The organism is Streptomyces sp. PA03-1a (assembly GCF_033792805.1).
Classification (GTDB): Bacteria; Actinomycetota; Actinomycetes; order Streptomycetales; family Streptomycetaceae; genus Actinacidiphila.
The window spans coordinates 1-24,165 of record NZ_JARAVO010000140.1 but is presented as its reverse complement, the minus strand read 5'-3'; the positions used below and the strand labels follow the sequence as shown (position 1 = coordinate 24,165).

Below are 24,165 nucleotides of genomic sequence, written 5' to 3'. Positions count from 1 at the left end.
AACTCTTCCGGATAGGGCTTGGGCACAGCGACATCCTTCCCACCCGCCCCACAGGGCAAGCCAGTTCAGATGTCACCCGATCGTGCAGCAGACCCGACTTCAAGCCGATCGCGAACGCTCAGATCGAGTGCTCTCTGGACGACCTCGCTACGCGTATCGCGATCAACCGAGACAGTTTTGCGAGACTGAGGCACTAGCGCGGTAAGAGTTTCCCTACTTCATCAAGGCGACCGGCGTCGCTCACGCTCCGCCGGGCGCGCGGCCCGCGTCCGGCCGCGCCCACGCTCCAGTCTTCGCCCCGCTCGGCGCGCCGCCCGCCGCCGCGCGCCCACAAGAGTAGGTCGTGGGCGTGAGGCGAGAAGCACGGTGGCTGGGTGCTGGCGCCGACACGATCTTTAGCCACCTCCCCGGTCCGGGACCCGACGTCGAGCAAGACCAGGGGGCCGATCGGGCTTGTGCGGGCAGGCAGGAGCCAGCCCGATCCGCGGCCAGCGTAAGGCCCCCTGGCCATGCCCGACCCCAGCCCAGGCAGGCCACCGGCCAAAGATCGCGCCAACGCCCGCTTGGGTACGCTTACCTGTAGTGGGGTCCACGTAGAGCATGTGGGAGAATGCGGGCGCCGTCATGTGCGTCGGATGACCAGCACGGCCACGTCGTCGAGGTGGTCGACCGCGATCGCGGCGTCGAGGACGCGGTCGGCGGTCTCCTCGGCGTTCAGTCCGTCGAAAACGGCTCGGGCGGCCAGTGTTCCGGCTCGTTCCAGTCCGGCGTCCAGCGTCAGGCCTGGTCCTTCGACCACGCCGTCGGTGACCATGACCAGCGCGGTGTCCTCGTCCAGAGTGAAGGTCTCCTCGCGGTATTTGATGCCGGGCAGGACGCCCAGGACCGGGCCGCCCGGCAGCTCGCGGAGATCGTGGCTGCCGTCCCTGTGTGCGCACAGCAACGGCACATGCCCCGCGCTGGTGCCGGTGACCTGTCCATCGTGCGGGTCGATGTGCAGCAGGGCGCAGCTCGCGAATCGTGCGGGGGCCGTCGCGACGAGTAGCTCGTTGGTGCGGGTCAGCACGGTTCCGGGATCCGGTTCCTGGTCGGCGATCGCGCGCATGGACAAGCGGACCTGTCCCATGAGGGCGGCGGCGTCCACGTCGTGCCCCTGGACGTCGCCGATCTCCAGTGCGATCGCGCCGTCGGGCATCACGAAGGCGTCGTACCAGTCTCCGCCGACGTCCAACCCGTCCCGGCTGGGCCGGTAGCGGGCGGCGACCTCCAGACCCGGGAGGTGCTCGGGCAGCGTGGGGAGCATGGTCTGCTGCAGCGCCGTGGCCAGCTCGACGCGCGCCTGCTGCAACCTGATCCGCTTGAGTGCCTGGCCTGCCAGGTCGGCCAGCGTCCCCACGAGGGTCCGCTCCTCCAGAGACGACAGGTATCCGCGGTGGTAGAGCATCGCCCACGCCCCGAGTGGCTGATCGCCGGGCTCGCTGAGGGGGGTGACCGAGATTGCGTAGTCGGAGCCGAGCCGGAGGAACCGCAGAGATGGAGCGTGCGGCCAGCGGCGGACGAAGTCCTCCCGGTCGCTGATGAACTGAGGCTGGCCGGTACGGATCGCCTCGGACAGAGGCGTCGGATGCTCCAGCCGCAGGCCGTGCAGGGCCTCGACCTCGCGCATGCCTGTTCTGGCATCAGTGGAGATGCACAGACGGCCGTCGTCGACGATTGCGAGCACGGCGCCGCCGGCGCCGAAGGTCGCGGCGAGCCGGGTCAGGACGACCTGCCGCCATTCCTGCTCCGTGGCTGCGGTGATCAAGGCAGCGGAGAAGTCGGCAGTGTCCTTGGCGCGCTGTCGCTCGGCCGCCAGCGCTGCCTGCGCCTTCAACTTGCGCTTCTCCTGCTTGGTGTCGTCGCGGACCACCACGAAGATCCGTTCCGGGCCGTCAAAGCCCAGCCGGAGCCGACGGACCTGAACGGCCAGTCGGTGCCAGCCATCGTGCGGAGTGCGGTACCGCTGCCTCACCCATGGGGACTGCTGGACGGAGTCCGAGCGCAGGAGCTGCCGGAAGGCCTCCCTGTCGTCGGGGTGTATTGCCGAGATCACTCTGGACATCGCCGCAGTCGGATCTGGGACGAGCGCGACCAGGGAGGGTAGGCCACCGAGCCACTCCAGCTGGTCCTCCTGGGGGGAATACATCCACAGGCCGAGGCCGGCGGCCGCGGTGGCCAGCCGGAACGGGATCATTAGGCTGGCGAGGTCGTTTCGCGTATCCAGGGCTCGCACCCATATCAGCTGCTTGTCACCGGCGGGATCCTTCACTTGTCGCGCCTCAAGCAAGCAGGCAACGGGTACTCCGTTTCGCCCGGGGAACTCCAGCTCTCGCATCGCGACCGCATCCGCCCTGGAGGCGTGGGCCACCAGACTCTCGGCCGACAGTCGCTGGCTCGCAGGCCACAGATCCCCGAAGTCACGTCCCAAGCACTGCTCCACCGGCCTGCCTAGCGCGGTGGCCATCGCAGCGTTGAGGCCGCGCATGGCACCGTCCGGCGTCAGAAGAGCCGACGGGCTAGCCCTTCGAAGGAGTTCGTCCGAGGCTTCCATCTGTGGCTCCCTGGCGCATACCAAAACAGCCTCTTCAGCTATATTCGCGCATTTTGCTGCGTTTTCTAAGGGGGACCGCGGGGACTTGGTGGAGGCAGTTCGGTGACACGGTCGCTGAATGCCGGCGCCTGTAGCGGCGACCTCGCTCCCGCGAGATATGGCCCGCTGGGCGGCGAGGTCACCCCCTCACCTGCCGGAGCCCTCTACTGGCGGCCGCCCGCCGCCTTCGTCGAGACTCGGGCCCCTTGCCATTCGAGAGGCGGGTCCCGCCTCTGGGTGGGCGTCGTGAACGTAGCGACGGGCACTCGTGGATGTGGGGGGCAGTCAAGAGAGAAAGCTAATATCGAACGTATGAACGGGCTGCCTCGAGATCTGGCGCGCCCGCGGGTGATCCGTCTGTACCTGCAGATGCAGCTCGACGCTGTGGACGCCAAGATCCAACAGGCCGAGTCTGCCGCTCATGCTCGGAGCCCTCTGGTGACACGGACAGCGACCGCTGGGCCGTCCCTGGGCCGTGCGAGGTCGCCCCGCGTTGACCAACGACGACCAAAGATGACGGGACGCGGGACAGGCGAGCCCAGGTCGCAGGCGTGAGGGACGTCGCCCGGGTACTCGTTTCCGCCCGGGGGTGGACGGCTGGCAAGATGGGGTGTATCTGCCCACACATCGAACGCCGGACGGTTTCTCTTGGCTGAGTTCATCTACACCATGCGCAAGACGCGCAAGGCGCACGGCGACAAGGTGATCCTGGACGACGTCACCCTGAGCTTCCTGCCCGGCGCGAAGATCGGTGTCGTGGGGCCCAACGGCGCCGGCAAGTCCACCGTGCTCAAGATCATGGCGGGACTGGAGCAGCCGTCCAACGGCGACGCGTTCCTCTCGCCCGGCTACTCGGTCGGCATCCTGCTGCAGGAGCCGCCGCTGGACGAGTCCAAGACCGTGCTGGAGAACGTCCAGGACGGCGTGGGCCCGGTCAAGGCCAAGCTGGACCGGTTCAACGAGATCGCCGAGCTGATGGCGACCGACTACTCCGACGCGCTGCTCGACGAGATGGGCAAGCTGCAGGAGGACCTGGACCACGCCAACGCCTGGGACCTGGACGCCCAGCTGGAGCAGGCGATGGACGCCCTCGGCTGCCCGCCCGGCGACTGGCCGGTGGTCAACCTCTCCGGTGGTGAGAAGCGCCGCGTCGCGCTCTGCAAGCTGCTGCTGGAGGCCCCCGACCTGCTGCTGCTCGACGAGCCCACCAACCACCTGGACGCCGAGTCCGTGCAGTGGCTGGAGCAGCACCTGGCCAAGTACGCGGGCACCGTCGTGGCGATCACCCACGACCGGTACTTCCTGGACAACGTCGCCGAGTGGATCCTCGAGCTCGACCGCGGCCGCGCCTACCCGTACGAGGGCAACTACTCCACGTACCTGGAGACCAAGCAGTCCCGTCTCAAGGTCGAGGGCCAGAAGGACGCCAAGCGCGCCAAGCGGCTCAAGGAAGAGCTGGAGTGGGTCCGCTCCAACGCCAAGGGCCGCCAGGCCAAGTCCAAGGCCCGCCTCGCCCGGTACGAGGAGATGGCCGCCGAAGCCGAGAAGATGCGCAAGCTCGACTTCGAGGAGATCCAGATCCCGCCGGGCCCGCGTCTGGGCAGCATCGTGGTCGAGGTCAACAACCTCTCCAAGGCGTTCGGCGACAAGGTCCTCATCGACGACCTGTCCTTCACGCTGCCGCGCAACGGCATCGTGGGCATCATCGGCCCCAACGGCGCCGGCAAGACCACGCTGTTCAAGATGATCCAGGGCCTGGAGGCCCCGGACGCCGGCACGATCAAGGTCGGCGAGACGGTCAAGATCTCCTACGTCGACCAGACCCGCGCCAACATCGACCCCAAGAAGACCCTCTGGGCGGTCGTGTCGGACGAGCTGGACTACATCAACGTCGGCCAGGTCGAGATGCCGTCCCGCGCGTACGTCAGCGCCTTCGGCTTCAAGGGCCCGGACCAGCAGAAGCCGGCCGGCATCCTGTCCGGCGGTGAGCGCAACCGCCTCAACCTGGCGCTCACCCTCAAGCAGGGCGGCAACCTGCTGCTCCTCGACGAGCCGACCAACGACCTCGACGTCGAGACCCTGTCCTCGCTGGAGAACGCGCTGCTGGACTTCCCCGGCTGCGCCGTGGTCGTCTCCCACGACCGCTGGTTCCTGGACCGGGTGGCCACCCACATCCTCGCCTACGAGGGCGACTCCAAGTGGTTCTGGTTCGAGGGCAACTTCGAGTCGTACGAGAAGAACAAGGTCGAGCGCCTCGGCCCGGACGCGGCCCGGCCGCACCGCGCCACCTACAAGAAGCTCACCCGGGGCTGAGCGGGAGATGGCCCGGCACATCTACCGCTGCCCGCTGCGCTGGTCGGACATGGACGCCTTCGGGCACGTCAACAACGTGGTCTTCCTCCGCTACCTGGAGGAGGCCCGGATCGACTTCATGTTCCGGCTGGCGCCCGGGGAGGGCAGCGAGTCGTTCACGGGCGGGTCGGTCGTCGCCCGCCACGAGATCGACTACCTGCGCCCGCTGGTGCACCGGCACGAGCCGGTGACGGTGGAGACGTGGGTGACCAAGGTGGGGGCCGCCTCACTGACCGTCGCGTACGAGGTCAAGGACGCGGAGGCGGTCTACGTGCGCGCCTCCACGATCGTGGTGCCGTACGACCTCGAGAAGGGCCGGCCGCGCCGGATCACGGCGGAGGAGCGGTCCTTCCTCGAGGGGTACTTCGACGACAGCGCGGGCTCGCCCGGTGACGCCGGCAAGGGGGCCGTCGCCGCATGACGGCACCCCTGCGACTCGCCGATGCCAGGGAGGCGGACGGTTTCGCCGCCTTCCTGGCCCGGCTGCTGCGCTGGGACAAGGCCGCCGTCGTCCGGCTGCGCGCCTCGGGCACGGTGCTCGCCGTGTTCGGGCAGCCGCCGTTCGGCGGCGGGGTCCTGGCCGTCCGCACGGCCGAGCTGGACGGGGCCGCCGGCGATCTGGACTCGACCGTCTCGGCCGGGCAGTTGCTCGACGGCATCGACGAGGTGACGGGCACGTTCGCCGTGCCCGCGGCCGTCACCGGGCCGGCCTGGGCAGGACTGCTCCCGCCGCGCGGCGGCTGGGAGCGGGTGCGGGGCCTGCCGTCCGAGGAGGACGTGCGCGCCGTGGCCGCCGCCGCGGTGACCGAGTTCCGCGACCGCAGTGAGGCACTGCGGCCGGAAAGCCGCACCCGCGCGGAGCTGGACGCCATCGCCGACGACATCTGGTCCCGGCAGCTCGGCGTCACCGGCCTGCCGCTGCGGGTGGTCCACGCCGCCCACGCGCTGGGCTTCCTCCGCCCGGTGCGCACCCCCGTCCCGGCACCGCGTGCGGGCGGCCGGCCGGCGGTGGAGCTGCTCACGGTGGGGCCGTGGCTGCGGCTGCGCACGCCGTACGGCTCGGTCGCGGTCCGGCGCGGGGCGCCGGGGCTGTCGGTCAGTCCGGTGTGATCATCCCGCGGTGTTCACCATCGACGCCGCCGCGTAGACCAGGTAGTCCCACAGCTGCCGCTCGTGGTCGGGCTCCAGTTCCAGCTCGTCCACCGCGGTCCGCATGCGCCGCAGCCAGGCGTCGTGGGCGGCCTGGTCGACCCGGAAGGGCGCGTGGCGCATCCGCAGCCGGGGGTGTCCGCGGTTCTCGCTGTACGTGCGGGGACCGCCCCAGTACTGCATGAGGAAGAGCCTCATGCGCTCCTCTGCGGGCCCGAGGTCCTCCTCCGGGTACATGGGGCGCAGGACCGGGTCCTCGGCGACACCTTCGTAGAAGCGGCGGACGAGCCGCCGGAAGGTCGGCTCGCCGCCGACCGACTCGAAGAACGTCTGCTGCTCGACGGTGCCCCGCGGGATCTCATTCACGCCTCCCATGCTCTCAGACGGCCCGCGTTGTCCGGAGGGGGTCACCGTCGCAGAGTGGTCGTATGACGGATGGCGACCGGTACGCCGCGGCGGCGGTGCCGTTGCGGGCCCGGCTGGTGCGCCGGATCGCCGCGGCCGGGGGGCTGGCGGACCCGCGGTGGCGGGCCGCGTTCGAGGAGGTGCCGCGCCATCTGTTCGTCCCCGTCTACCACCGGCCCCGCTCCGGCGGAGGGTTCACCCGGCTGTCGGCGGACGACGCCGACCCGCGCGGCCGGTCCCGCTGGCTGTCCGGCGCCTACGCGGACGTACCGCTGATCACCCTGGTCCGGGACGGGGAACTGGTCTCCTCCAGCAGCCAGCCTTCGCTGATGGCCGCCATGCTTGGGGCGCTGCGGGTCGAGGACGGGCACCGGGTGCTGGAGATCGGCGCCGGGACCGGGTACAACGCCGCGCTGCTCGCGCACCGCCTCGGCACCGGGGCGGTGACCAGCGTGGACCTCGACGCGGAGATCACCGAGGCCGCCCGCGCGCACCTGGCCGCGGCGGGGCGCCGGGCGACGGTGGTCACCGGGGACGGGGCGCTGGGCTGCCCGGACCGCGCGCCGTACGACCGGATCGTCGCCACCTGCGAGCTCCCGTCGGTGCCGGAGGCGTGGCCCCGGCAGTGCCGGCCCGGCGGGCTGATCCTCGCGCCCTTCGCGGGCGGGCTGATCGCGCTGCGCGTGACGGGCCCGGAGCGGGCCGAGGGGCGCTTCCTGCACACCCCCGCGTACTTCGTCTCGTTGCGGGGCGCCGGCGCGGCCCCGCGCCGGGCGGCCGCCGGCACCGACGGCACCCCCGGGCGCAGCCGTGCCAGCGACACCCCGCCGCGGGTCCTGGAGGACGAGCTGTTCCGCTTCCTGCTCGGCCTGTACGCCGGGGACGCCGAGGTCCACTGGACCCCGGGCGGCCCCACCGTCACGGCCGCCGACGGCTCCGCCGCGCACGCCGCCCGGGACGGCACGGTCCGGCTCACCGGGCCGCGGGACCTGTGGGCCGCTGTCGAGGAGGCGTACGCCCTGTGGCGCGGCCAGGGGCGGCCGCCCCGGGACCGCTTCGGCATGAGCGTGGCGGAGGGCCGCCAGTGGACCTGGCTGGACCGCCCGGACGGGCCGCACCGCTGGGAGCTGCGGCCCGCGCCGGGAACGGCCGGGGTCAGTCGCGGACGATCGTGATCGTCGTCCAGGCGCCGACGTGGACGCGGTCGCCGTCCGTCAGCGGGACGGGCACGAAGGGGTCGATGGGGTCCTCGCCGCCGTTGACGGTGGTCCCGTTGGTGGAGCCCTGGTCCACCACCGACCAGCTGCCGTCGGGCTGCTCCACCAGCACGGCGTGCTTGTGGGAGACGCCCGGGTCCTCGGGCGCCCGGGACAGGTCGATGTCGGGGGCCACGCCCGTGCTGTGCCGGCGCCGGCCGACGGTGACCTGGGGGCCCGCCAGCGGCATCCGCTGCTCGGGGGAGTAGGAGGGGAAGTACAGGCCGCGTGCCTCGGGGCCGCTGCGGGCCATCATGTCGGTGAAGTAGTCCCGGTCGGCGGCGATCACGGCGGTCCAGGTGCGCGGGCCCGCCTGCGGGGGCCCGGGGTCCGGCGGGCTCGGCGGGGTGAGCAGGAAGTCGCCCGAGCCGGAGGTCACCGACTCCGGGGCCAGCGGCTCGGCAGGGCGGTTGATCTGCGACGGGCGGGACCGCTGCGACTCGTAGCGCTGGTACGGCGGCCCGTCCGGCGGATAGCCCGGGGAGGAGGGCGGCGCCTGCGGGACGAAGGTCGTCCCGGCCTGGGTGACGAAGTTGTAGCGGCACTCCTCGCAGAACTGGGCGTATCCCTCGCGCGGGGTGCCGCAGTTGGGGCAGGGCTCTGCGGCGGCGGTGGCGTCCGGGTCGTAGCCGAACCCGCCCTGGCCGTACCCGGGGTCGTACGCCGGTTCATGGGCGGGCTCGTAACCGGGCGCGTGGCCCGGGGAGTAGCCGCCGGAGTACGGGGGCGCCGGCGGCGGCGCCGCGTACGTGGGCGGCGCGGACGACGGGCCGGGGACGGAGGGGGACGGTGGCGCGGACATGCGCATCCCGCACACCTCGCACCAGTCGTCCGTCGTGGACTGGTGACCGTTCGGACAAGTCGACATGTCGCGCTCTCCCCCTCTGCCCCGCCCTGTCCCGCTGCTCTATTTCTTCACGCGGACGGTCTTCGTCGAACGTGTCTCGAGGGTCATCTCGTCCGCGTCGGCGACCCGGGCCTTCAGCCGCACAGTACCCGTCGCCGCGTCCACCACGTCCACGACCTTGGCCAGCAGCTTGGCGGTGTCCTCGTTGCCGGAGTCGCTGGCCAGCTGCACCGCCCGGCCGAGCTTGGCGGTCGCGGAGTCGAGGTCGCCCTGCTTGCGGGCCTCCAGGCCCTGCTGGATGACCTGGGCCAGCTCCGCCTGCCCGGTGTAGTGGGCGACCTGCGGGTTGATCCGCGTGGAGGCCGCCATGTCGTCCGTCCAGACCGCACGCACCAGCCCCTGGCCGAGCACGCGCGCGGTGCCGTCCGGCTGGGGCAGGACGAGGGAGATCCGGGCCGCCAGCATCTCCTGGCCGACGCCGGCCGCCGGCACCACCACGTTGACGTGGTAGTCGCGCGACTCGTCGCCCCAGGAGCCCGTCGGGTAGTCGCCCGCGCGCGGACCGGCCTCGGTGCGGCGGGCGGTGAGGTCCTCCACCGTCGGCGCGACCTGCTTGACGTACCGGATCTCCGCGCCCTGCGGGGTCCACAGGCGCAGGGCCACGTCCGCGACCTCCTTGCCCATCGCGGTCTCCATCATCTGCCGGAAGTCCGCCTCGAGCCCGGACGGGTCGGCGACGATGTCCACCGTGCCGAGCAGCGCGGAGGCGATCCCGGTCAGCTCCTTGACCTCCCAGTCGGTGCCGACGCCACGCGCGTCGCAGGTGAAGCGGCCCGCGCAGGCGTCAAGCGCGGCGCGCAGTACCTCCGGCTTCTCGTGCTCGTTGCGGCCGTCGGTGAGCAGGATGCCGTGCCGTATCGACACGTCGGAGGTGGCCAGCAGCCGGTCGGCCAGCCGCAGCCAGGTGCCGATCGCGGTGCCGCCGCCCGAACTGAGGCGGCGCAGCGCATCCTTGGCCTGGTGCCGGGTGGCCGGGTCGGCGACGGCCAGACCGCCGTTCGCCGGGTAGACCTCCTTGGCCTGGTGGGTGCCGGCGACCACGGCGAAGGCGACGCCGTCGCGGATGGTGTCGATGGCGGCGGCGGTCGCGTCGCGGGCGCTGCGCATCTTGGTCGGCGGGTAGTCCATGGAGCCCGAGCAGTCCACCATGATCACCACGGCCGCACCGGGCGCGGAGCCCGGCACGTCGCCGGGCGCGTGGGTGGCCAGCGGCAGCCCGCCGGTGGTGCCGCCGCCGGTCGAGGTCACGGTGACGATCGCGTTGACCTCGCGCCCGCCCTCCGGAAGGAACTCGTTCTGGTAGATGTCGACGGAGAACTGCGGCACGTTCGACTTGGAGAAGTTGGCCATCGGGTGCGCTCCTTGCGCTTGTTCAACCTTCGGAAGAGAGCATCAGGGAGAGGTCACGCGGCCGGGAACGGCAGCACGGCGACGGTGATGTTGTCGTGGCCGCCACCGTCGATGGCGACCCCGACCAGCGTGCGGGCGCACGTCAGCGGCCGGGTGCGGGCGTCCTCGGGCACCACGGAGGCCAGCTCCGCGGCCGACTCCGCGTAGTTCCACAGTCCGTCGGTGCACACCACCACTACACCCGGTTCGTCCGGTTCGAAGGAAGCGGTGTGCGGGTCCAGTTCCACGGCGTCCGCGCCGAGCCAGCCGGTGATGGCGTGGGCCCGCTCGTCCGCGTACGCCTCGGCCTGGGTCATCAGGCCCATCGCCACCATGCGTTCGGCCCACGAGTCGTCCTCGGTGAGCCGGGAGGCGGGGGTGGAGCGGTCGTCGGGGATCCAGTAGGCACGGCTGTCCCCGATCCAGCCCACGGTGAAGGTCTTGCCGGAGGTGATCGCACTGACGCAGGTGCACGCGGGCGCGTTGTGGTGGCGCCGGGCCTCCTCCTCGGGGGTCTCGGCCGCCAGATCGGTCACCGCCTGGGCGGCGACGAGCAGCGCGTCGCGCATCGCCTCCTCGGGGTGGGCGCCGCGGGCGAGGGACCGCACGAGGGAGGTGCTCGCGGTGCCCGCGGCCGTCTCCGAGGCGTCGTCGGGACGGTACGCGGAGGACACCCCGTCGCACACCACGGCGACGACGGCGGGCGTGCCGTCGGGCAGCGCGGTCGTCGCCAGCGCGAAGGCGTCCTCGTTGCGGTGGTGCCGCAGGCCCCGGTCGGTCACGGCGGCCACGCCGTCGCACTCCTGCTCCTGGTGGTCCCGGGGCCGGGGCTGTGCGTGCCCGCAGTGCTCGCAGTAGCCGTCCCCGTCGACGTCGCCCATGCCGCAGGCGACGCACCGCGGCGAGGCCGCGGACGTCCCGCCCGGGGACGGGTCCAGCCGCGGATCGGTGATCCGCGCCCGGGGCAGGTCGGCGGTGCCCAGGCCGAAGGCGAGCGTGTCGGTCTCCCTCCCCGGCGGGGCCAGCTCGTATGAATCCGGCTCACCGCCCGGCGGTCCGGGGGCGGCGGCGGGGTCGGGCGGCGCCAGTTCGTACGCGTCCGGTTGCCGGGGCGCGGACAGGTCGGCGCCGCAGACGCCGCAGAACTTGTCGTCGGATTCCAGAGGCTCGCTGCACTCCGGGCAAACGGTCTCGTGCGGCATGGCGGTTACACCCACGTCCGGGGGCGGAGGCGGTTGGCCCGCTCCACCAGATCGATCCTTGTGCGGCCCTGGTCGGCGAGCCGGGCCAGTACCCGGTACGAGTGTTCCAGGCCGAAGCGCAGCCCCCGTTCGTCCAGGTCCCGGCCCAGGAGCCCGGGCGTGGCGGATCCGGCGGAGGGGGCGCCGGCCGCGCCCTGCTGTCCGGCCAGCACCCAGTCCAGCGCGCTGCCCAGCACCTCGGTGGACAGCTGCTCGCGCAACCGCGTGTCAAGACCCAGCCGTTGCAGGTCCTCGACCTGCCGGGCCGCGGCGCGCAGGTCGTCCAGGAGCGGCTCCTGCGGGGCGCGTCCGCGCAGCCGCGCGCGGACGGCCGCCACCCGCGCGGCCGTGTAGTGGATCGAGGACTCGGGGACCGACTCCAGGGCGGCCACCGCCCCCGCCCGGTCGCCCGCGGCGAGCCGGACGCGGGCCAGGCCGAAGGCCGCGCTCACGTAGCTCTGGTCGGTGGTCCACACCAGCCGGTAGTACTCGGCGGCGTTGTCCAGCTGGCCCAGCACCTCGGCGCAGACGCCGAGCGCCAGCTTCGGGGCGGGCTCGCCGGGGAAGGCGTCGTAGACCGCGTCGAAGGACAGCGCGGCGGTGCCGTCGTCACGGGTGACGAGCGCGGCCAGACCGCGGTGCCACACCACGCGCCAGTCGTCGGGATGCTCCTCCTGCAGTCTCCGCAACTCCTCGACGGCCGTGGGCGCGTCGTCGTTGTCGAGCCGGGCGCGCACGGTGCGCAGCCGCAGCTCCGGGGACCGCACCGGCGCCGCCTGCAGCGCGGCCACCAGCTCGGACGGCGCGGCGGCCGCGAGTCCGGCCAGGAAACCGGCGTTGGGGTCGGCGGGGTCGACGTGCGGCACGGGCAGCGAGAGCGCCGCGGCCCGTACGTCGAGCGGCGAGACGGCGGGCCCGGCCGCCAGGGCCGGCGGGGCGGTCCGCTGGGCGGGCACGGTGAACGGGGTGCCCGGCACGGTCGCGGCGTACCCGCCGGGGCCGGGCACCGGTGCCGGCGACGGGGGCAGGGCAGGAGCGGCGGCCGTCGCGGCGGGCAGGGCGGGCGCGGCGCCCCTGCGGTCGCCGTTCGTACCGTTCGCGCCGCGGTCGCCCAGGGTGGAGGCGTCCTCGGCGGCCGCCAGCAACTCGGTGTCGACTACCCGCAGTTCCGGGCCGAACAGGGTGGAAAGCGCGGGCCGCGGCTTGCCGGTGCCGAGCGCGACGACCTCGCGCAGCACGCCCAGCAGCTGCTCGCTCATCTCCTCCGCCGAGCCGAAGCGCCGGCCCGGGTCGGGGTCGGTGGCACGGACCAGCAGCCGGTAGAAGGACTCGTAGCGGGAGAAGACCTCGATGCCGTCCGGGTCCGGCAGGCTGTCCGCGAACACGTTCGTGTAGCCCTGGAAGTCGAAGGTGAGCACGGCCAGCGTCCGCGCCACCGTGTACAGGTCCGAGGCGACGGACGGGCCGACCTCGGGCACCTCGGGCGCCTGGTAGCCGACCGTCCCGTAGATCGGGCTGTCCTGGTCGTCCATCCTGCGGACGGCGCCCATGTCGATGAGTTCCAGCCGGTCCTCGGTCTGGATGGCGTTGTCGACCTTGAAGTCGCAGTAGAGCAGGTTGCGGCTGTGCAGGTGGCCGAGGGCGTCCAGCGCCTCGATCGCGTAGGCGATGGCCTGGTCGACGGGGAGCGGCTCGCGTCTTCCGTCGGCGCTGCGGCGCTCGTTGGCGATCTCCTTGAGGGACTTGCCGCCGACGTACTCCATGACGATGTAGCCGTCGAGGGTGCCGCCCCGCGGGTCGAGGTGCTCGACGAAGTTGTAGATCCGCACGATGTTGGGGTGCTCGATCTCGGCGAGGAAGCGGCGCTCGGAGACCGCCGCGGCCAGCGCGTCCTCGTCACCGGTGTCGAGCAGGCCCTTGAGCACGACCCAGCGGTCGCTGACTGCCCGGTCCACGGCCAGGTAGATCCAGCCCAGGCCGCCGTGCGCCAGGCAGCCCACCACCTCGTACTGCCCGTGCACCACGTCGCCCGCCCGCAGCTTGGGCGTGAACGAGTACCGCTGGCCGCACTTGGTGCAGAAGCCCTCGGTGCGCCCGGGACGGTCCCCGCGGCTGCGTCCGACCGGCGCCCCGCAGTCGCCCTTGCTGCAGAACCGCTTCCGCTCGGGGACCTGCGGGTCGTGCAGCACCGCGGCGGCCGGGTCCGGCCGGGGGATGGGCGGTACGGTCACCAGGCCGGCGCCCAGTTTGCCCCGGGTCGGGCCGCTGGAGCCGGAGCGCGAACTGCGCACGGAGACGGAGGCGGCGCCGCTCGTGCTGCCGCTGAGCGAACGGGACAGCCGCCCCGACACCGAACGGCGCGAGGAGCGGGACGAGCCCGAGGTCCGCGACGAGCGCGAGGAGGCTGCGGAACCCGGTCCGGTCCCAGCGGTCCGCGACGGCTGCGACGGCTTCGACGAGCCCCCGCCCCCGCCCGGGCCGGCGGCCGCACCCGCCGCCGCGGCGAGCGGCGCCAGCCCGCACGTGTCGCAGAACAGCTCACCGCCGCCGACGTCCTCGATCGTCCCGTCGCAGCCCGGACGCTGGCAGTTCATCGTGCATCCCCCCTGTGGTCGGCAGGTCCCGCCTGCCCCGGCACCAGCAGCTCGGCAACGGCCTGCTGATAGCGCAGCACCGCGTGCTCCGCGGCGCGCAGGTCGCACGGCGCGCTCCACAGGAGACGCCGTGCGTGGTCGTACCGCTCCATCAGGAGCGGGTCCTCCGCCATCCCGTGACGCGCCACCTTCGCCCGGTACGCGTCGAGCCGGCCGCGCAGCTCGGCGCGGACGGCCAGCGGCGCGGTGACCGCGGTCAGCGACTCGCGGGCGCGCAGCAGTTCGTCGTCCGCGCGCTGTTCGAGGCCGTCCAGCAACGGGGAGAGACGGTGCCACTGGCCGGTCCTGCGGAAGTCGACCGCGGCGGAGAGCTGATCGTGCAGCGCGACCGGCGCCCCGCTCACCGCGGGCACCTCCGAGGCCGCGATCTTGGCGAGCACCTCGACCCGGGCGCTGCGCGCCTCGGTGAGGGTGCGGTCGGCGCGCGACAGGACGTCCCGCAGCCGCATCAGCCGGTGGTCGGCGTCGTCGCGGACGTGCAGCACGGCCTCGACCTCACGCCGTATGTCCTCCAGGGTCCGCCCGGCCCGGTCGTAGCGCCCGGTGTCGGGCCGGCCGCCGGACCAGAAGGCGAGCGGGTCGGAGACCACCTCGGCGCGCAGCGCCGCCAGCGAGTCCAGCATCCCCGCCAGGTCGTCGCCCGAGGGGTGGGTGCCGGGGCGCACCCCGACGGACTCGGCGAGCGAACGGACCCGCTGCGCCTCCGCGATCAGCAGGTCGATGCGCGCGGGCAGTGCCGACCACACCGCGTCGGCTGCGGACACCACGTCCATCACCTGCGCGTACCACTCGTTCATCCGCGCCAGCAGCTGCTCCAGGCTGACCCGTTCGCTCAGCCGGGCCGGACCCGTCAGGCCCCGTGCCGCTTCCGGCACGGCGCCGCCGGAGACGGTCACGCCGGAGCCGCGCAGCAGCTCGGTCAGTTCCCGCAGTTCGCTCTGGGTGGGCCAGCGGCGCCGGCCGCGCAGGGCCCGGGCGGTGACGAGGGCCTCCGTGTACGTGTCGAAGTGCGCCCACAGCAGGGCGACGGCCTGCTCGGCCGCGGCCCAGCGCTCCTTGGTGGCACCGCTCAGCGCCGCGCCCTCCAGCAGCCTGCGGCCGGAGTGGTCCTGCAGCGCGAGCAGGGACGCCTCGATCGCGTCCCGCTCGTCACCGAGCCGTGCCAGGGCACGGTCGGCGTCCTCACGGCTCATCGCCGGTCCGGATGGTCCCGCGACCGCCATCGCACCTTCCTTCTCTCCCGCCGGTCCCGTGCTTGGCGTCAGTCCTTGTAGAGCGGTTCCGGTGGCCCCTCGATGCCCGGAAGGTCCGCCTCCAGCCAGGTACGGTACGCCTGCATCCACGGACTGTCCGCGCCACCGCTGCGGTAGTCCTCCAGCACCCTGTTGACCCGGCGCACCAGGTCGGTGTCCTTCTCGTTCATCGCCACGCCGTAGTACTCGGTGGTGACCGGGGTGCCCACCAGCCGCACCGCCGGGTCCTGGGCGGCCTGGCCGGCGGCCAGCGCGTTGTCGGTGAAGACGGCGTCCGCCTCGCCGAGTTGCAGCATCACCAGGCAGTCCAGCTGGTTCGCCACGAGCAGGACGCGGGGCTGCAGCCGCTCCTTCTCCTTCTCCAGCTCGGCCTGCCCGGTGCTCCCCTGGGCGACGCAGATCCGTTTCCCCTCCACGGAGGAGTCGAACCCCTTGATGGTGGACCCCTGGCGGGGGACCAGCAGTTGCTGCCCCGCCTCGAAGTAGGCGGTGGAGAAGGCGATGTGCTTCTCCTTGATCCGTTCGCAGGTGATGCTCACGGTGCGCACCAGCAGGTCCACGTCACGGTTGTTGACGGCGTCGAAGCGCTTGGCGGTCGGCACGGTCTTGTAGAGGATCGCGTCCTCGCTGCCGAGGATGTCCTTGGCGATGGCCTTGGCCAGGTCGATGTCGAAGCCGACGATCTTCCGGGAGACCGGGTCGCGGTAGCTCCAGCGGTAGCCGTTCTGGTCGACCCCGATGACCAGTTTGCCGCGCTTCTTGATCCGTTCGATCGCCGGTCCGCTCGCGGAGGACGGCCGCAGACTCGCCTCCGGGTGGCCGCCGCAGTCGTCGTCGGCCGTGGCCTTCCCCGGCGCGGCGGCCGGCGTCCCGGTGGCCGCCGCCCGTGCCTCGGGCCGGTCCCGGTCCCCGGACGTGCCGTCCTGCAGCGGCAGCGCGGCGCCGGCGGCCGCTGCCGCGCACAACGCGGCCGCCGAGACCACGGCCGCCCAGCCCCGCACGCGCCATCCACGCTCCTGGCGTCCCATCAGCCGCCTCCCCCCGCTCACCGGTACTCCGACAGCCGGCGCCCGATGCCGAGCACGGCGCCCGCGGCGCCGAGCACCGCCAGCAGCGCGGCACCCGCCACCAGCCCGTCCAGCGCGCCGCGCCCGTCGGCGGCCGCCCGTTCGAACTCCTGCTGCTCGTGGTCGACGGCGTCGGCGAGGTTGTTGTCGACCTCGTCGAAGCAGAAGCCGGTGAACTGCTCGGGCCGTTGCCCGTTCTCGTACGTGCCGCCGATCGTCTGGGCCACGGCGTCCAGGTAGTTGCCCGCGTCGTCCTTCTCGCGGGCCTCGCCGTGCAGTCCCCACCAGGCCTTCGCGGCCTCCATCGCGGACGTGATGCTCTTGCGGCCCTGGTCGTCGTCGGCGAGGTCGAGCGCCCGCGCCAGCAGGCCCGTCCGCCCGTCGGCGTCCGTGCCCGCCAGGCCCTGCAGTTGCTTGTCGTACGCCGTGCTGTAGGCGTCCCCGCCGCCGCGGGCCACGAGCGTCAGGTTCTCGTTGCCCCGGGCCTGCAGGGTCTGGATCCGGGCCTCGTTGAGGACCTGCAGCGACCGCGCGCCGTGCGCGTAGGAGTCGTCCAGCCGGGCACGGGCGACGCCGTGCCCGGCGACCAGCCACAGCAGCACCACGGCGGTGGCCACCGTGCCGGCGAGCATGCCCGGGTTGAACACCCGGTGGGTCCGCCGGTACGAGCGCCGCTGCGCCCACACCAGTGCGACCAGCGCGACGAGGCCGAGGCCCCAGGCGGCCAGCGGCAGGGCCTTGGCGTCCTGGTAGTCCTCGCCCAGCCGTGCGGTCTCGATCGTCCACAGCTGCTTGGCGTCCGGGAGGATCTCCTCGCTCATCATCTTGTTGGCGCGCCGCAGGTACGCCCCGCCGACCGGGAAGCCCTGGCGGTTGTTGGCGCGGGCCCGTTCGACCAGGCCGGTGTAGACCGACAGCCGCTGGTTCAGTCGCTCCAGGCGGGCCTGCGCCTGGGCGGAGTCCTCGGAACTGGCCGCGGCGTCGGCGATGTTCCGCGAGGCGATCTCGATGTCCCGGGTGTACCGCTCGCGGTCCTGCGCGGGGTCGTCGCCGCCGGCGAGGAAGCCGCCGGCGGCGGTGGCGTCCGCGTCGGCGAGCGAGCGGTAGATGTCCGCGGCCCGGGCGCTCAGCGGCTCGCTGTGGTGGATCACGTCGTCGGCCGCGGCGGCGCGATCGGTGATCTGCCACGCCGTCACCGCGCCGAAGGCGACGACGAGCAGGGCCAGCAGCGCCCCGATGATCCGCAGCCGTCCCGGTTCCGTGGTGGCCGCGGCGCGCCACACCCGTAGTTGCTCCACCCATGCCCGTGGCCGCCTGCCGCCGGGTGCGGGCGTGTCCGCCCGCACGGTCGGCGACTGCGTCTCCATCGGCGTCCGTGTCACCTGCCGGCCCTCCCCCCGACCCGTTCCCCCGCGCGTACGCGCGACGAGCCCATGACCAGCAGTATGGCCGTCGTCACCGGCATCCACCCAGGGATTGCGTGGATCTTGCCGTCCGTACAGCCCGACCGCCGCCCGCCTGGTCCCCCCGCGCGCCGCCCCCTCGCAGCTCACCACGCACGGGGAGGGCGTTCGGTTCCCCCGGCGTGCGCGCCGGTTATGACACGGAGCCCACCGATGCGTAGTGCGCCCGCAGCCGGGCGTGCGCCTGCGCCGCCGCGCCGGTGGCGTCCAGGCCCAGCAGGGCGGCGCCCAGCACCGGCGGGGAGGTCACCACCTTGGGGACGGCCTTGGGCGCCGCGGCGGCCAGCAGGGAGATCACGGAGTCCATCAGCAAGGGGTGGCGGGCGGCCAGCACTCCGCCGCCGAGGACGACGTCGGTCTCCTCGTCGAGCAGGTCGAGCCGGCGCAGCGCGACCGTGGCCATGACCACGATCTCCTCGGCCTGCCGCTCCACGATGGCCCGGGCGACCGGGTCGCCGGCCTGCGCGGTCGCGAAGAGGACGGGGGTCAGCTCGTGCTTGCGGGAGATCGCGAGGTGGCCCAGGTGCAGGGCCTCGATCAGGGCGTACATCGAGGTCAGCCCGAAGTGCCCGGGCAGCGCGGCGGCGAGCGCGGTGGCGCCGCCGCGGCCGTCCTCGGCGCGCGCCGCCCACCACAGGGCCTCGTCGGCCAGGCCCGCCCCGCCGCCCCAGTCGCCGGACAGGTGGCCGATGGCCGGGAAGCGGGCCGTGCGCCCGTCCGGGAGCATGCCCGCGCAGTTGATGCCGGCGCCGCACACCACGGCGACCCCGCGCGGCCCGTCGACGCCCGCGCGCAGGAGGGCGAAGGTGTCGTTGGCGACACGGGTGGTCCCGCCCCAGCCCCGGGCGTGGACGGCAAGTTCGAGCTGCTGCTCCTCCACGGGGAGGTCGGCGTTGGCCAGGCACGCGGAGACGTGCCGCACCAGCGGCTCCCCGGGACGCGGGGCGAGGCCGGCGGCGTCGGCGGCCCGCTCGACGATGCGCGCGATCACCTCGACCGCCGCCTCGGTGCCGACGATCTGCGGCTGGAACCCGCCGCCGCGGGCGGTGCCCAACACCGTCCCGTCGGCGGCGACGAGGGTGACGTCGGTCTTGCTGTTGCCCGCGTCGACGGCGAGCACCCCGTCGACGACGAGAGGGTTCAGGCCCACGCGAGGTGCTCCCGGTTGTGCGCGATCAGACGGTCGGTCAGGGCCTCGGCGTACTCGTACTGGCCGACGAGGGGGTGCGAGAGCAGGGCCTTGAAGACCCGGTCGCGTCCGCCGTGCACGGCGGCGCTCAGCGCCAGGTCCTCGTAGGCGGTGACGTTCGCGACCAGACCGCCGAACAGCGGGTCCAGGGGCGGGACGGGCAGCGGGTGCGTCCCGTTCGCGTCCACGGTGGCCGGGACCTCGATGACGGCGTCGTCGGGGAGGAGGGGGAGGGTGCCGTTGTTCAGGGTGTTGACGACCTGGACGTCGCCGGTGTCCCGCAGGAGGGAGGAGGCGAGGGCCACGGCGGCCTCGGAGTAGTAGGCCCCACCGCGCCGGGAGAGCAGCTCCGGCTTCTCGTCGAGGGTCTCGTCCCCGTACATCCCCAGCAGTTCCGCCTCGATGGCGGCCACCTCGGCGGCCCGGGACGGCTTGGTCCGCATCTCCCTCACGACCTCGTCGTGTGCGTAGTAGTAGCGCAGGTAGTACGAGGGCACCACGCCCAGCCGGTCCAGCACCGGGCGGGGCAGGTGGAGGTCGGCGGCGATGGCGTCGGCGTGCTCGGCGAGCAGCTTCGGCAGGACGTCCTCGCCGGCGGGACCGCCGAGCCGGACGCCGCGTTCCCAGGTGAGGTGGTTGAGGCCCACGTGGTCCAGGTGGACGTCCTCGGGCGCCACGCCGAGGAGCCCGGCGAACTTCCGCTGGAAGCCGATGGCGACGTTGCACAGTCCGACGGCCTTGTGACCGGCCTGCAGCAGGGCGCGGGTGACGATGCCGACCGGGTTGGTGAAGTCGATGATCCAGGCACCGGGGGCGGCCCGGCGGACCCGCTCGGCGATGTCCAGCACCACCGGCACCGTGCGCAGCGCCTTGGCCAGCCCGCCCGCGCCGGTGGTCTCCTGACCGACGCAGCCGCACTCCAGCGGCCACGCCTCGTCCTGCGCCCGGGCGGCCTGGCCGCCCACGCGCAGTTGCAGCAGCACGGCGTCGGCCCCGGCCACGCCCGCGTCCAGGTCCGAGGTGGTGGTCACGGTGCCGGGGTGGCCCTGCCTGGCGAAGATCCGCCGGGCGAGCCCGCCGACCAGCCGCAGCCGGTCCTCGGCGGGGTCGACCAGGACCAGCTCCTCGACCGGCAGGGTCTCCCGCAACCGGGCGAAACCGTCGATGAGTTCCGGGGTGTACGTGGACCCGCCGCCCACGACCGCCAGCTTCATCCTTTGACTCCCGTCAACGTCACGCCTTCGATGAAGGCCTTTTGCGCGAAGAAGAAGACGACGATCACGGGTGCCATGACCAGCACCGTGGCGGCCATCGTCAGGTTCCAGTTGGTGTGGTGGGCGCCCTTGAAGGACTCCAGGCCGTAGCTCAGGGTCCAGGCGGCCGGGTTCTCGCTCGCGTAGATCTGCGGGCCGAAGTAGTCGTTCCAGCAGTAGAAGAACTGGAACAGCGCCACCGCGGCGATGGCGGGCTTGGCCATCGGGAGCACGACGCTCAGCATCGTGCGCAGTTCGCCGCAGCCGTCGACCTTCGCCGCGTCCGTGTACTCCTTGGGGATGGTGAGCAGGAACTGCCGCAGCAGGAAGATGGTGAACGCGTCGCCGAAGGCCATCGGGATGATCAGCGGCCACAGCGTGCCCGACAGGTGCAGCTGCTTCGCCCAGAACAGGTACATGGGCACGATGACGACCTGCGGGGGCAGCATCATCGTGGAGATCACCAGCATCATCGACAGGTTCCGCCCGCGGAAGCGGAACTTGGCCAGCGCGTAGGCGACCGGCGTGCTGGACACGACGGTCAGCACGGTCCCGAGGCCCGCGTACAGCAGGGTGTTGCGCCACCAGGTGAGGAAACCCGGGGCGTCCCAGACGGTGCCGAAGTTGCCCCACTCCCAGGTCCTGGGCCACAGGTCGCGGGTGAGGGCCTGGTTGTCGCTCATCACCGCGGTGAGGAAGACGAAGACGAACGGCAGGACGAAGAAGAGCGCGGCGGCGATGCCGAGGGCGTGCACCGCGATCCAGTGCAGCGCCGCCTTGCGGGCCGCGGTGCGCCGCGCACCGGAGGGGAGTCCGGTGGCGGACGCCGGGGCGGAGGGGGCGAGGGTCGCGTGGGTCGTCATGGGTGTCAGTCCTCCGCCGTCAGGAAGCCGCTGCGGCGGCGCATCAGGAGCGCGGTGAAGGCCATGGAGAGCGCGAAGAGCACGAGGGCGATCACACAGGCCGAGCCGGTGTCGAAGCGCTGGAAGCCGAGGTTGTAGACCAGTTGCGGCAGGGTCAGCGTGGACTTCTCCGGGTAGCCGGGTTCGAACTGCTGGCCGGAGCCGCCGATGATGCCGCTGGCGACCTTCCCGGCGACCAGGGGCTGTGTGTAGTACTGCATCGTCTGGATCACCCCGGTCACGACGGCGAACATCACGATGGGCGAGATGTTCGGCAGCGTGACGTAGCGGAACCGCGACCAGGGGCCGGCGCCGTCCAGCTCGGCGGCCTCGTACTGCTCCTTGGGCACGTCGAGCAGCGCCGCCATGAAGATGACCATGAGGTCGCCGATGCCCCACAGGGCCAGCAGCGTGAGGGCGGGCTTGGACCAGGACGGGTCGTTGAACCAGCCGGGCGTCGGCAGCCCGGCGCTGCCCAGCAGGTGGTTGACCGGCCCGGTGCCGGGGTTGAGCAGGAAGGCGAAGGCCATGGTCGCGGCCACCGGCGGGGCCAGGTAGGGCAGGTAGAAGGCGGTGCGGAACAGCCCCGCACCCGTCTTGATCTTCGTGATCAGCAGCCCGATCCCGAGCCCGAACACGACCCGCAGGCTGACCATGACGACGACCAGCCACAGGGTGTTGCGCAGCGCCGGCCAGAAGAACGGGTAGTCGTTGAAGACGTACGACCAGTTGTTGAGGCCGTTCCAGGTGGGGGCGGTGAAGCCGTCGTACCGCATGAAGGAGAAGTAGACGGTCGAGACCAGCGGGTAGGCGAAGAAGACGCTGAAGCCGATCAACCAGGGCGAGAGGAAGGCGAGGGTGCGAAGCGCCTCGCGGCGGCGCTTCGCCCTCAGCATCGGGTGGACGGTGCTCATCAGCGGGCCTGCGCGATGTCCTTGTCGACCTGCTCGTCGACGCCCTTGAGGCCGGCGGCCAGGTCGGTCTGCTTGCCCGCCTCGTAGGCGTAGCCGAAGTCCTGCAGCGTCAGCTGGTAGGTGCCGCCGTTGACGCTCGCGGGGGTGGTGGTGCTGTTGGGGTTCTGCGCGATCTCCACGAAGGTGCGGAAGAGGGGATCGGCGTCCAGCTCCGGGGACTTCAGCGCGGCCAGCGTGGACGGCACGTTGTGGATGGCGTTGGCGAAGCTCACCACCGCGTGGGTGTCGGTGGTCATGTACTTCACCAGCTCCCAGGCGGCGTTCTTCTTGGCGCTGGTGTTGGCGACGCCGATGATCGTGCCCGACAGGTAGCCCTTGCCGTAGGTGTCGGCCTGGTCGTCCGGCACGGGGAAGGGGGCGACGCCGATCTCGAACTTCGTGCCCGCCTCCCCGGCCATGCCGGCCCGCCACTCGCCGTCGATGGCCATGGCCACCTGGCCGGTGTGGAAGGGGTTCTTGGCGCCCCACTCGTCACCGAAGCCCGACCGGTACTTCTCCAGCTTCTTGAAGCCGCCGAGCGCCTTCACCATGTCCTGCTGCCAGGTGAACATGGCCGCGAAGCCCGGGTCCTTGGCGACGCCGGACTTGCCGTCGGCGTCGAAGTACTTCGCGCCCCACTGCGCGGCCAGGTGCGTGGTGGTGGACTCGTAGCCGTGGAAGTTCGGCATGAATCCGAGCTGGGAGTAGGAGTCGCCCTTGCTCTTGGTGAGCTTGACCGCGTCGGCCTTGAACTCCGAGAGGGTCTTCGGCGGGGAGGTGATCCCGGCGGCCTTGAAGGCGTCCTTGTTGTAGTACAGCCCGTAGGCGTCGCCGAGCAGCGGCAGCGTGCAGCGCTTCCCCTCGAACTGGGTGTACTCCAGCATCGGCTTGGGGAAGGTCGCGGCCGGGTCGATGCCGGACTTCTTCAGGAACGGGTCCAGGTCGGCGAAGGCGTTGGACGAGCAGAACTTGCCGACGTTGTCGGTGGTGAAGGAGGAGACGACGTCCGGGGCGTTGGGGCCGCCGGCCCGCAGCGCCTGGTTGATCTTGTCGTCGGTGATGTTGCCCTGCACCTTGACGTGGATGTTGGGGTGGGCCTTCTCGAACGCCTTGACGTTGGCGTCGATCGCCTTCACCTCGCTCGGCGCGGACCAGCCGTGCCAGAAGGTGATGGTCACGTCCTTGCTGGGGTCGTCGCCTGCGGTGTTGTTGCCGGAGCCCGTGCACGCGCTCGTCAGCAGGGTTATCGCGGCGGCGGCTGCGACGGCGGCCGCGGCCGTCTTGGTGGAACCGGACACTTCGCTTCCTCCGGGGGACTTCGGGCGGTTCGAGGGTGTGCGAGACCGGCGGAGGGACCCGCGGGGGGTCCGTCCGCTGCGTGTGCGGGTGGGTGGATGGGCCGGTGCGTTCAGCGCGAGGTGTCGAACACCTCGTCGCGGGTGGTGGCGAGGGCGCTCTGCAGCGCCCCGGACAGGACGGGGTCGTTCGGTACGCCGCCGAGCACCAGCCGGGGCCGGGGCACGGCCAGGTCGGCTAGTTCGGACTGGACCAGGCAGCGCAGCGGCTCCCCGCCCGCGGCGATCACCCCGCCGGCCAGGACGATCAGTTCGGGGTCGAGGACGGTCACCAGCGAGGCCAGCCCGATGGCGAGCCCGGTGGCGAAGCGCCGCAGCAGCTCCGCGTGCGCGTCGTCGCCGGTCCCCGCCGCCGCGGCGAGCAGCGCCGAGGCGCCCTCGGCCTGGGTGCCCCGTGGCACGGCGAGTCCCAGTTCCCGCGCGATGCGCAGCACCGCGTTGCAGCCGGCCAGTTCCTGGAAGCCGCCGGCGTTGGCCTTGGCGACGTGCCGGACCAGGGGGGTCCCCGGCACCGGCATGAAGCCGACCTCGCCGGCACCGCCGGTCCAGCCGCGGTGCAGCCGGCCGCCGATCACGATGGCCGCGCCGATGCCCTCCTCGTTCCACAGCAGGACGAAGTCGTCGTGGTCCCGGGCCGCGCCGAGCCGCTGCTCGGCGACGGCGGCGAGGTTCACGTCGTTGTCGTACTCCAGGGGGACGGGCAGGGCGGCGGCCAGCTCGTCCCTTCCCCTTAAAACCATTTGGCCCC

At 72.4% G+C, this 24,165-nt stretch carries 19 protein-coding genes; 4 read left to right on the top strand and 15 right to left on the bottom strand.

From position 1 onward, the window contains the following. Positions 1 to 622: 622 nt before the first annotated feature. Positions 623 to 2,590 carry a SpoIIE family protein phosphatase gene (locus PV341_RS27890; protein WP_500322860.1) on the bottom strand — a complete coding sequence of 656 codons (1,968 nt, stop codon included), beginning with the start codon at positions 2,588 to 2,590 and terminating at the stop codon, positions 623 to 625. Between the two features lie 687 nt (positions 2,591 to 3,277). Between PV341_RS27890 and ettA the strand changes: the two genes are divergently transcribed. The 3 genes from ettA to PV341_RS27875 are packed head-to-tail and all read left to right on the top strand — an operon-like array spanning position 3,278 to position 6,091. Continuing rightward, a complete protein-coding gene (ettA, locus tag PV341_RS27885) occupies positions 3,278 to 4,942 on the top strand; it encodes an energy-dependent translational throttle protein EttA (protein ID WP_500322862.1) in 1,665 nt (554 codons plus the stop codon). Positions 4,943 to 4,949: 7 nt separating this feature from the next. Continuing rightward, the gene (locus PV341_RS27880; RefSeq protein WP_499511938.1) at positions 4,950 to 5,402 is read left to right on the top strand and encodes an acyl-CoA thioesterase; all 453 of its coding nucleotides are present in this window, start codon (positions 4,950 to 4,952) and stop codon (positions 5,400 to 5,402) included. Next, on the top strand, positions 5,399 to 6,091 hold the full coding sequence (locus PV341_RS27875; RefSeq protein ID WP_500322863.1) for a DUF8010 domain-containing protein: 693 nt from the start codon (positions 5,399 to 5,401) through the stop codon (positions 6,089 to 6,091). The genes PV341_RS27880 and PV341_RS27875 overlap by 4 nt, the downstream gene beginning before the upstream one ends. On the opposite strand, the gene PV341_RS27870 is transcribed toward PV341_RS27875, so the two are convergent. Next, positions 6,092 to 6,496, bottom strand: a complete 405-nt coding sequence (locus tag PV341_RS27870; RefSeq protein WP_500359270.1) for a globin — start codon at positions 6,494 to 6,496, stop codon at positions 6,092 to 6,094. A 62-nt stretch (positions 6,497 to 6,558) separates the two neighbouring features. Between PV341_RS27870 and PV341_RS27865 the strand changes: the two genes are divergently transcribed. Continuing rightward, positions 6,559 to 7,710 carry a methyltransferase domain-containing protein gene (locus PV341_RS27865; RefSeq protein ID WP_500322866.1) on the top strand — a complete coding sequence of 384 codons (1,152 nt, stop codon included), beginning with the start codon at positions 6,559 to 6,561 and terminating at the stop codon, positions 7,708 to 7,710. Here PV341_RS27865 and PV341_RS27860 read toward each other — a convergent pair. The 13 genes from PV341_RS27860 to PV341_RS27800 form a co-directional block, all read right to left on the bottom strand. Next, positions 7,691 to 8,599: an FHA domain-containing protein gene (locus PV341_RS27860; RefSeq protein WP_500323051.1), complete on the bottom strand. Its 909-nt coding sequence runs from the start codon at positions 8,597 to 8,599 to the stop codon at positions 7,691 to 7,693. The two genes, PV341_RS27865 and PV341_RS27860, sit on opposite strands and share 20 nt — an antisense overlap. A gap of 99 nt (positions 8,600 to 8,698) precedes the next feature. Then, complete coding sequence (locus PV341_RS27855; protein WP_500322868.1) at positions 8,699 to 10,048, bottom strand: vWA domain-containing protein; 1,350 nt, start codon at positions 10,046 to 10,048, stop codon at positions 8,699 to 8,701. 53 nt (positions 10,049 to 10,101) lie between these two features. Further along, positions 10,102 to 11,289: a protein phosphatase 2C domain-containing protein gene (locus PV341_RS27850; protein ID WP_500359269.1), complete on the bottom strand. Its 1,188-nt coding sequence runs from the start codon at positions 11,287 to 11,289 to the stop codon at positions 10,102 to 10,104. Positions 11,290 to 11,294: 5 nt separating this feature from the next. Beyond that, entirely contained in the window at positions 11,295 to 13,922 is a 2,628-nt protein-coding gene (locus tag PV341_RS27845; RefSeq protein ID WP_500322870.1) for a serine/threonine-protein kinase, read from the bottom strand. Further along, on the bottom strand, positions 13,919 to 15,205 hold the full coding sequence (locus tag PV341_RS27840) for a hypothetical protein (RefSeq protein WP_500322872.1): 1,287 nt from the start codon (positions 15,203 to 15,205) through the stop codon (positions 13,919 to 13,921). The genes PV341_RS27845 and PV341_RS27840 overlap by 4 nt, the downstream gene beginning before the upstream one ends. A gap of 38 nt (positions 15,206 to 15,243) precedes the next feature. Next, positions 15,244 to 16,263, bottom strand: coding sequence for a glutamate ABC transporter substrate-binding protein (locus PV341_RS27835; protein WP_500359268.1), 1,020 nt, complete (start codon positions 16,261 to 16,263; stop codon positions 15,244 to 15,246). Between the two features lie 17 nt (positions 16,264 to 16,280). Further along, positions 16,281 to 17,669 (bottom strand): GlnX family signal transduction membrane protein, encoded by a 1,389-nt coding sequence (locus tag PV341_RS27830; protein WP_500323052.1) that lies wholly within the window; start codon positions 17,667 to 17,669, stop codon positions 16,281 to 16,283. 229 nt (positions 17,670 to 17,898) lie between these two features. After that, positions 17,899 to 18,915 (bottom strand): N-acetylglucosamine kinase, encoded by a 1,017-nt coding sequence (locus PV341_RS27825; protein WP_500322875.1) that lies wholly within the window; start codon positions 18,913 to 18,915, stop codon positions 17,899 to 17,901. Then, positions 18,906 to 20,168 (bottom strand): 6-phospho-beta-glucosidase, encoded by a 1,263-nt coding sequence (locus PV341_RS27820; RefSeq protein WP_500322876.1) that lies wholly within the window; start codon positions 20,166 to 20,168, stop codon positions 18,906 to 18,908. The genes PV341_RS27825 and PV341_RS27820 overlap by 10 nt, the downstream gene beginning before the upstream one ends. Continuing rightward, positions 20,165 to 21,070: a carbohydrate ABC transporter permease gene (locus PV341_RS27815; RefSeq protein WP_500322877.1), complete on the bottom strand. Its 906-nt coding sequence runs from the start codon at positions 21,068 to 21,070 to the stop codon at positions 20,165 to 20,167. Before PV341_RS27815 ends, PV341_RS27820 begins: the two co-directional genes overlap by 4 nt. 5 nt (positions 21,071 to 21,075) lie before the next feature. Further along, the gene (locus tag PV341_RS27810) at positions 21,076 to 22,023 is read right to left on the bottom strand and encodes a carbohydrate ABC transporter permease (protein WP_500359267.1); all 948 of its coding nucleotides are present in this window, start codon (positions 22,021 to 22,023) and stop codon (positions 21,076 to 21,078) included. Further along, positions 22,023 to 23,360 (bottom strand): ABC transporter substrate-binding protein, encoded by a 1,338-nt coding sequence (locus PV341_RS27805; protein WP_500322879.1) that lies wholly within the window; start codon positions 23,358 to 23,360, stop codon positions 22,023 to 22,025. The genes PV341_RS27810 and PV341_RS27805 overlap by 1 nt, the downstream gene beginning before the upstream one ends. Before the next feature lie 110 nt (positions 23,361 to 23,470). Then, positions 23,471 to 24,165: ROK family protein (locus PV341_RS27800; protein WP_500359265.1), on the bottom strand; the 695-nt coding region annotated here is incomplete at its 5' end.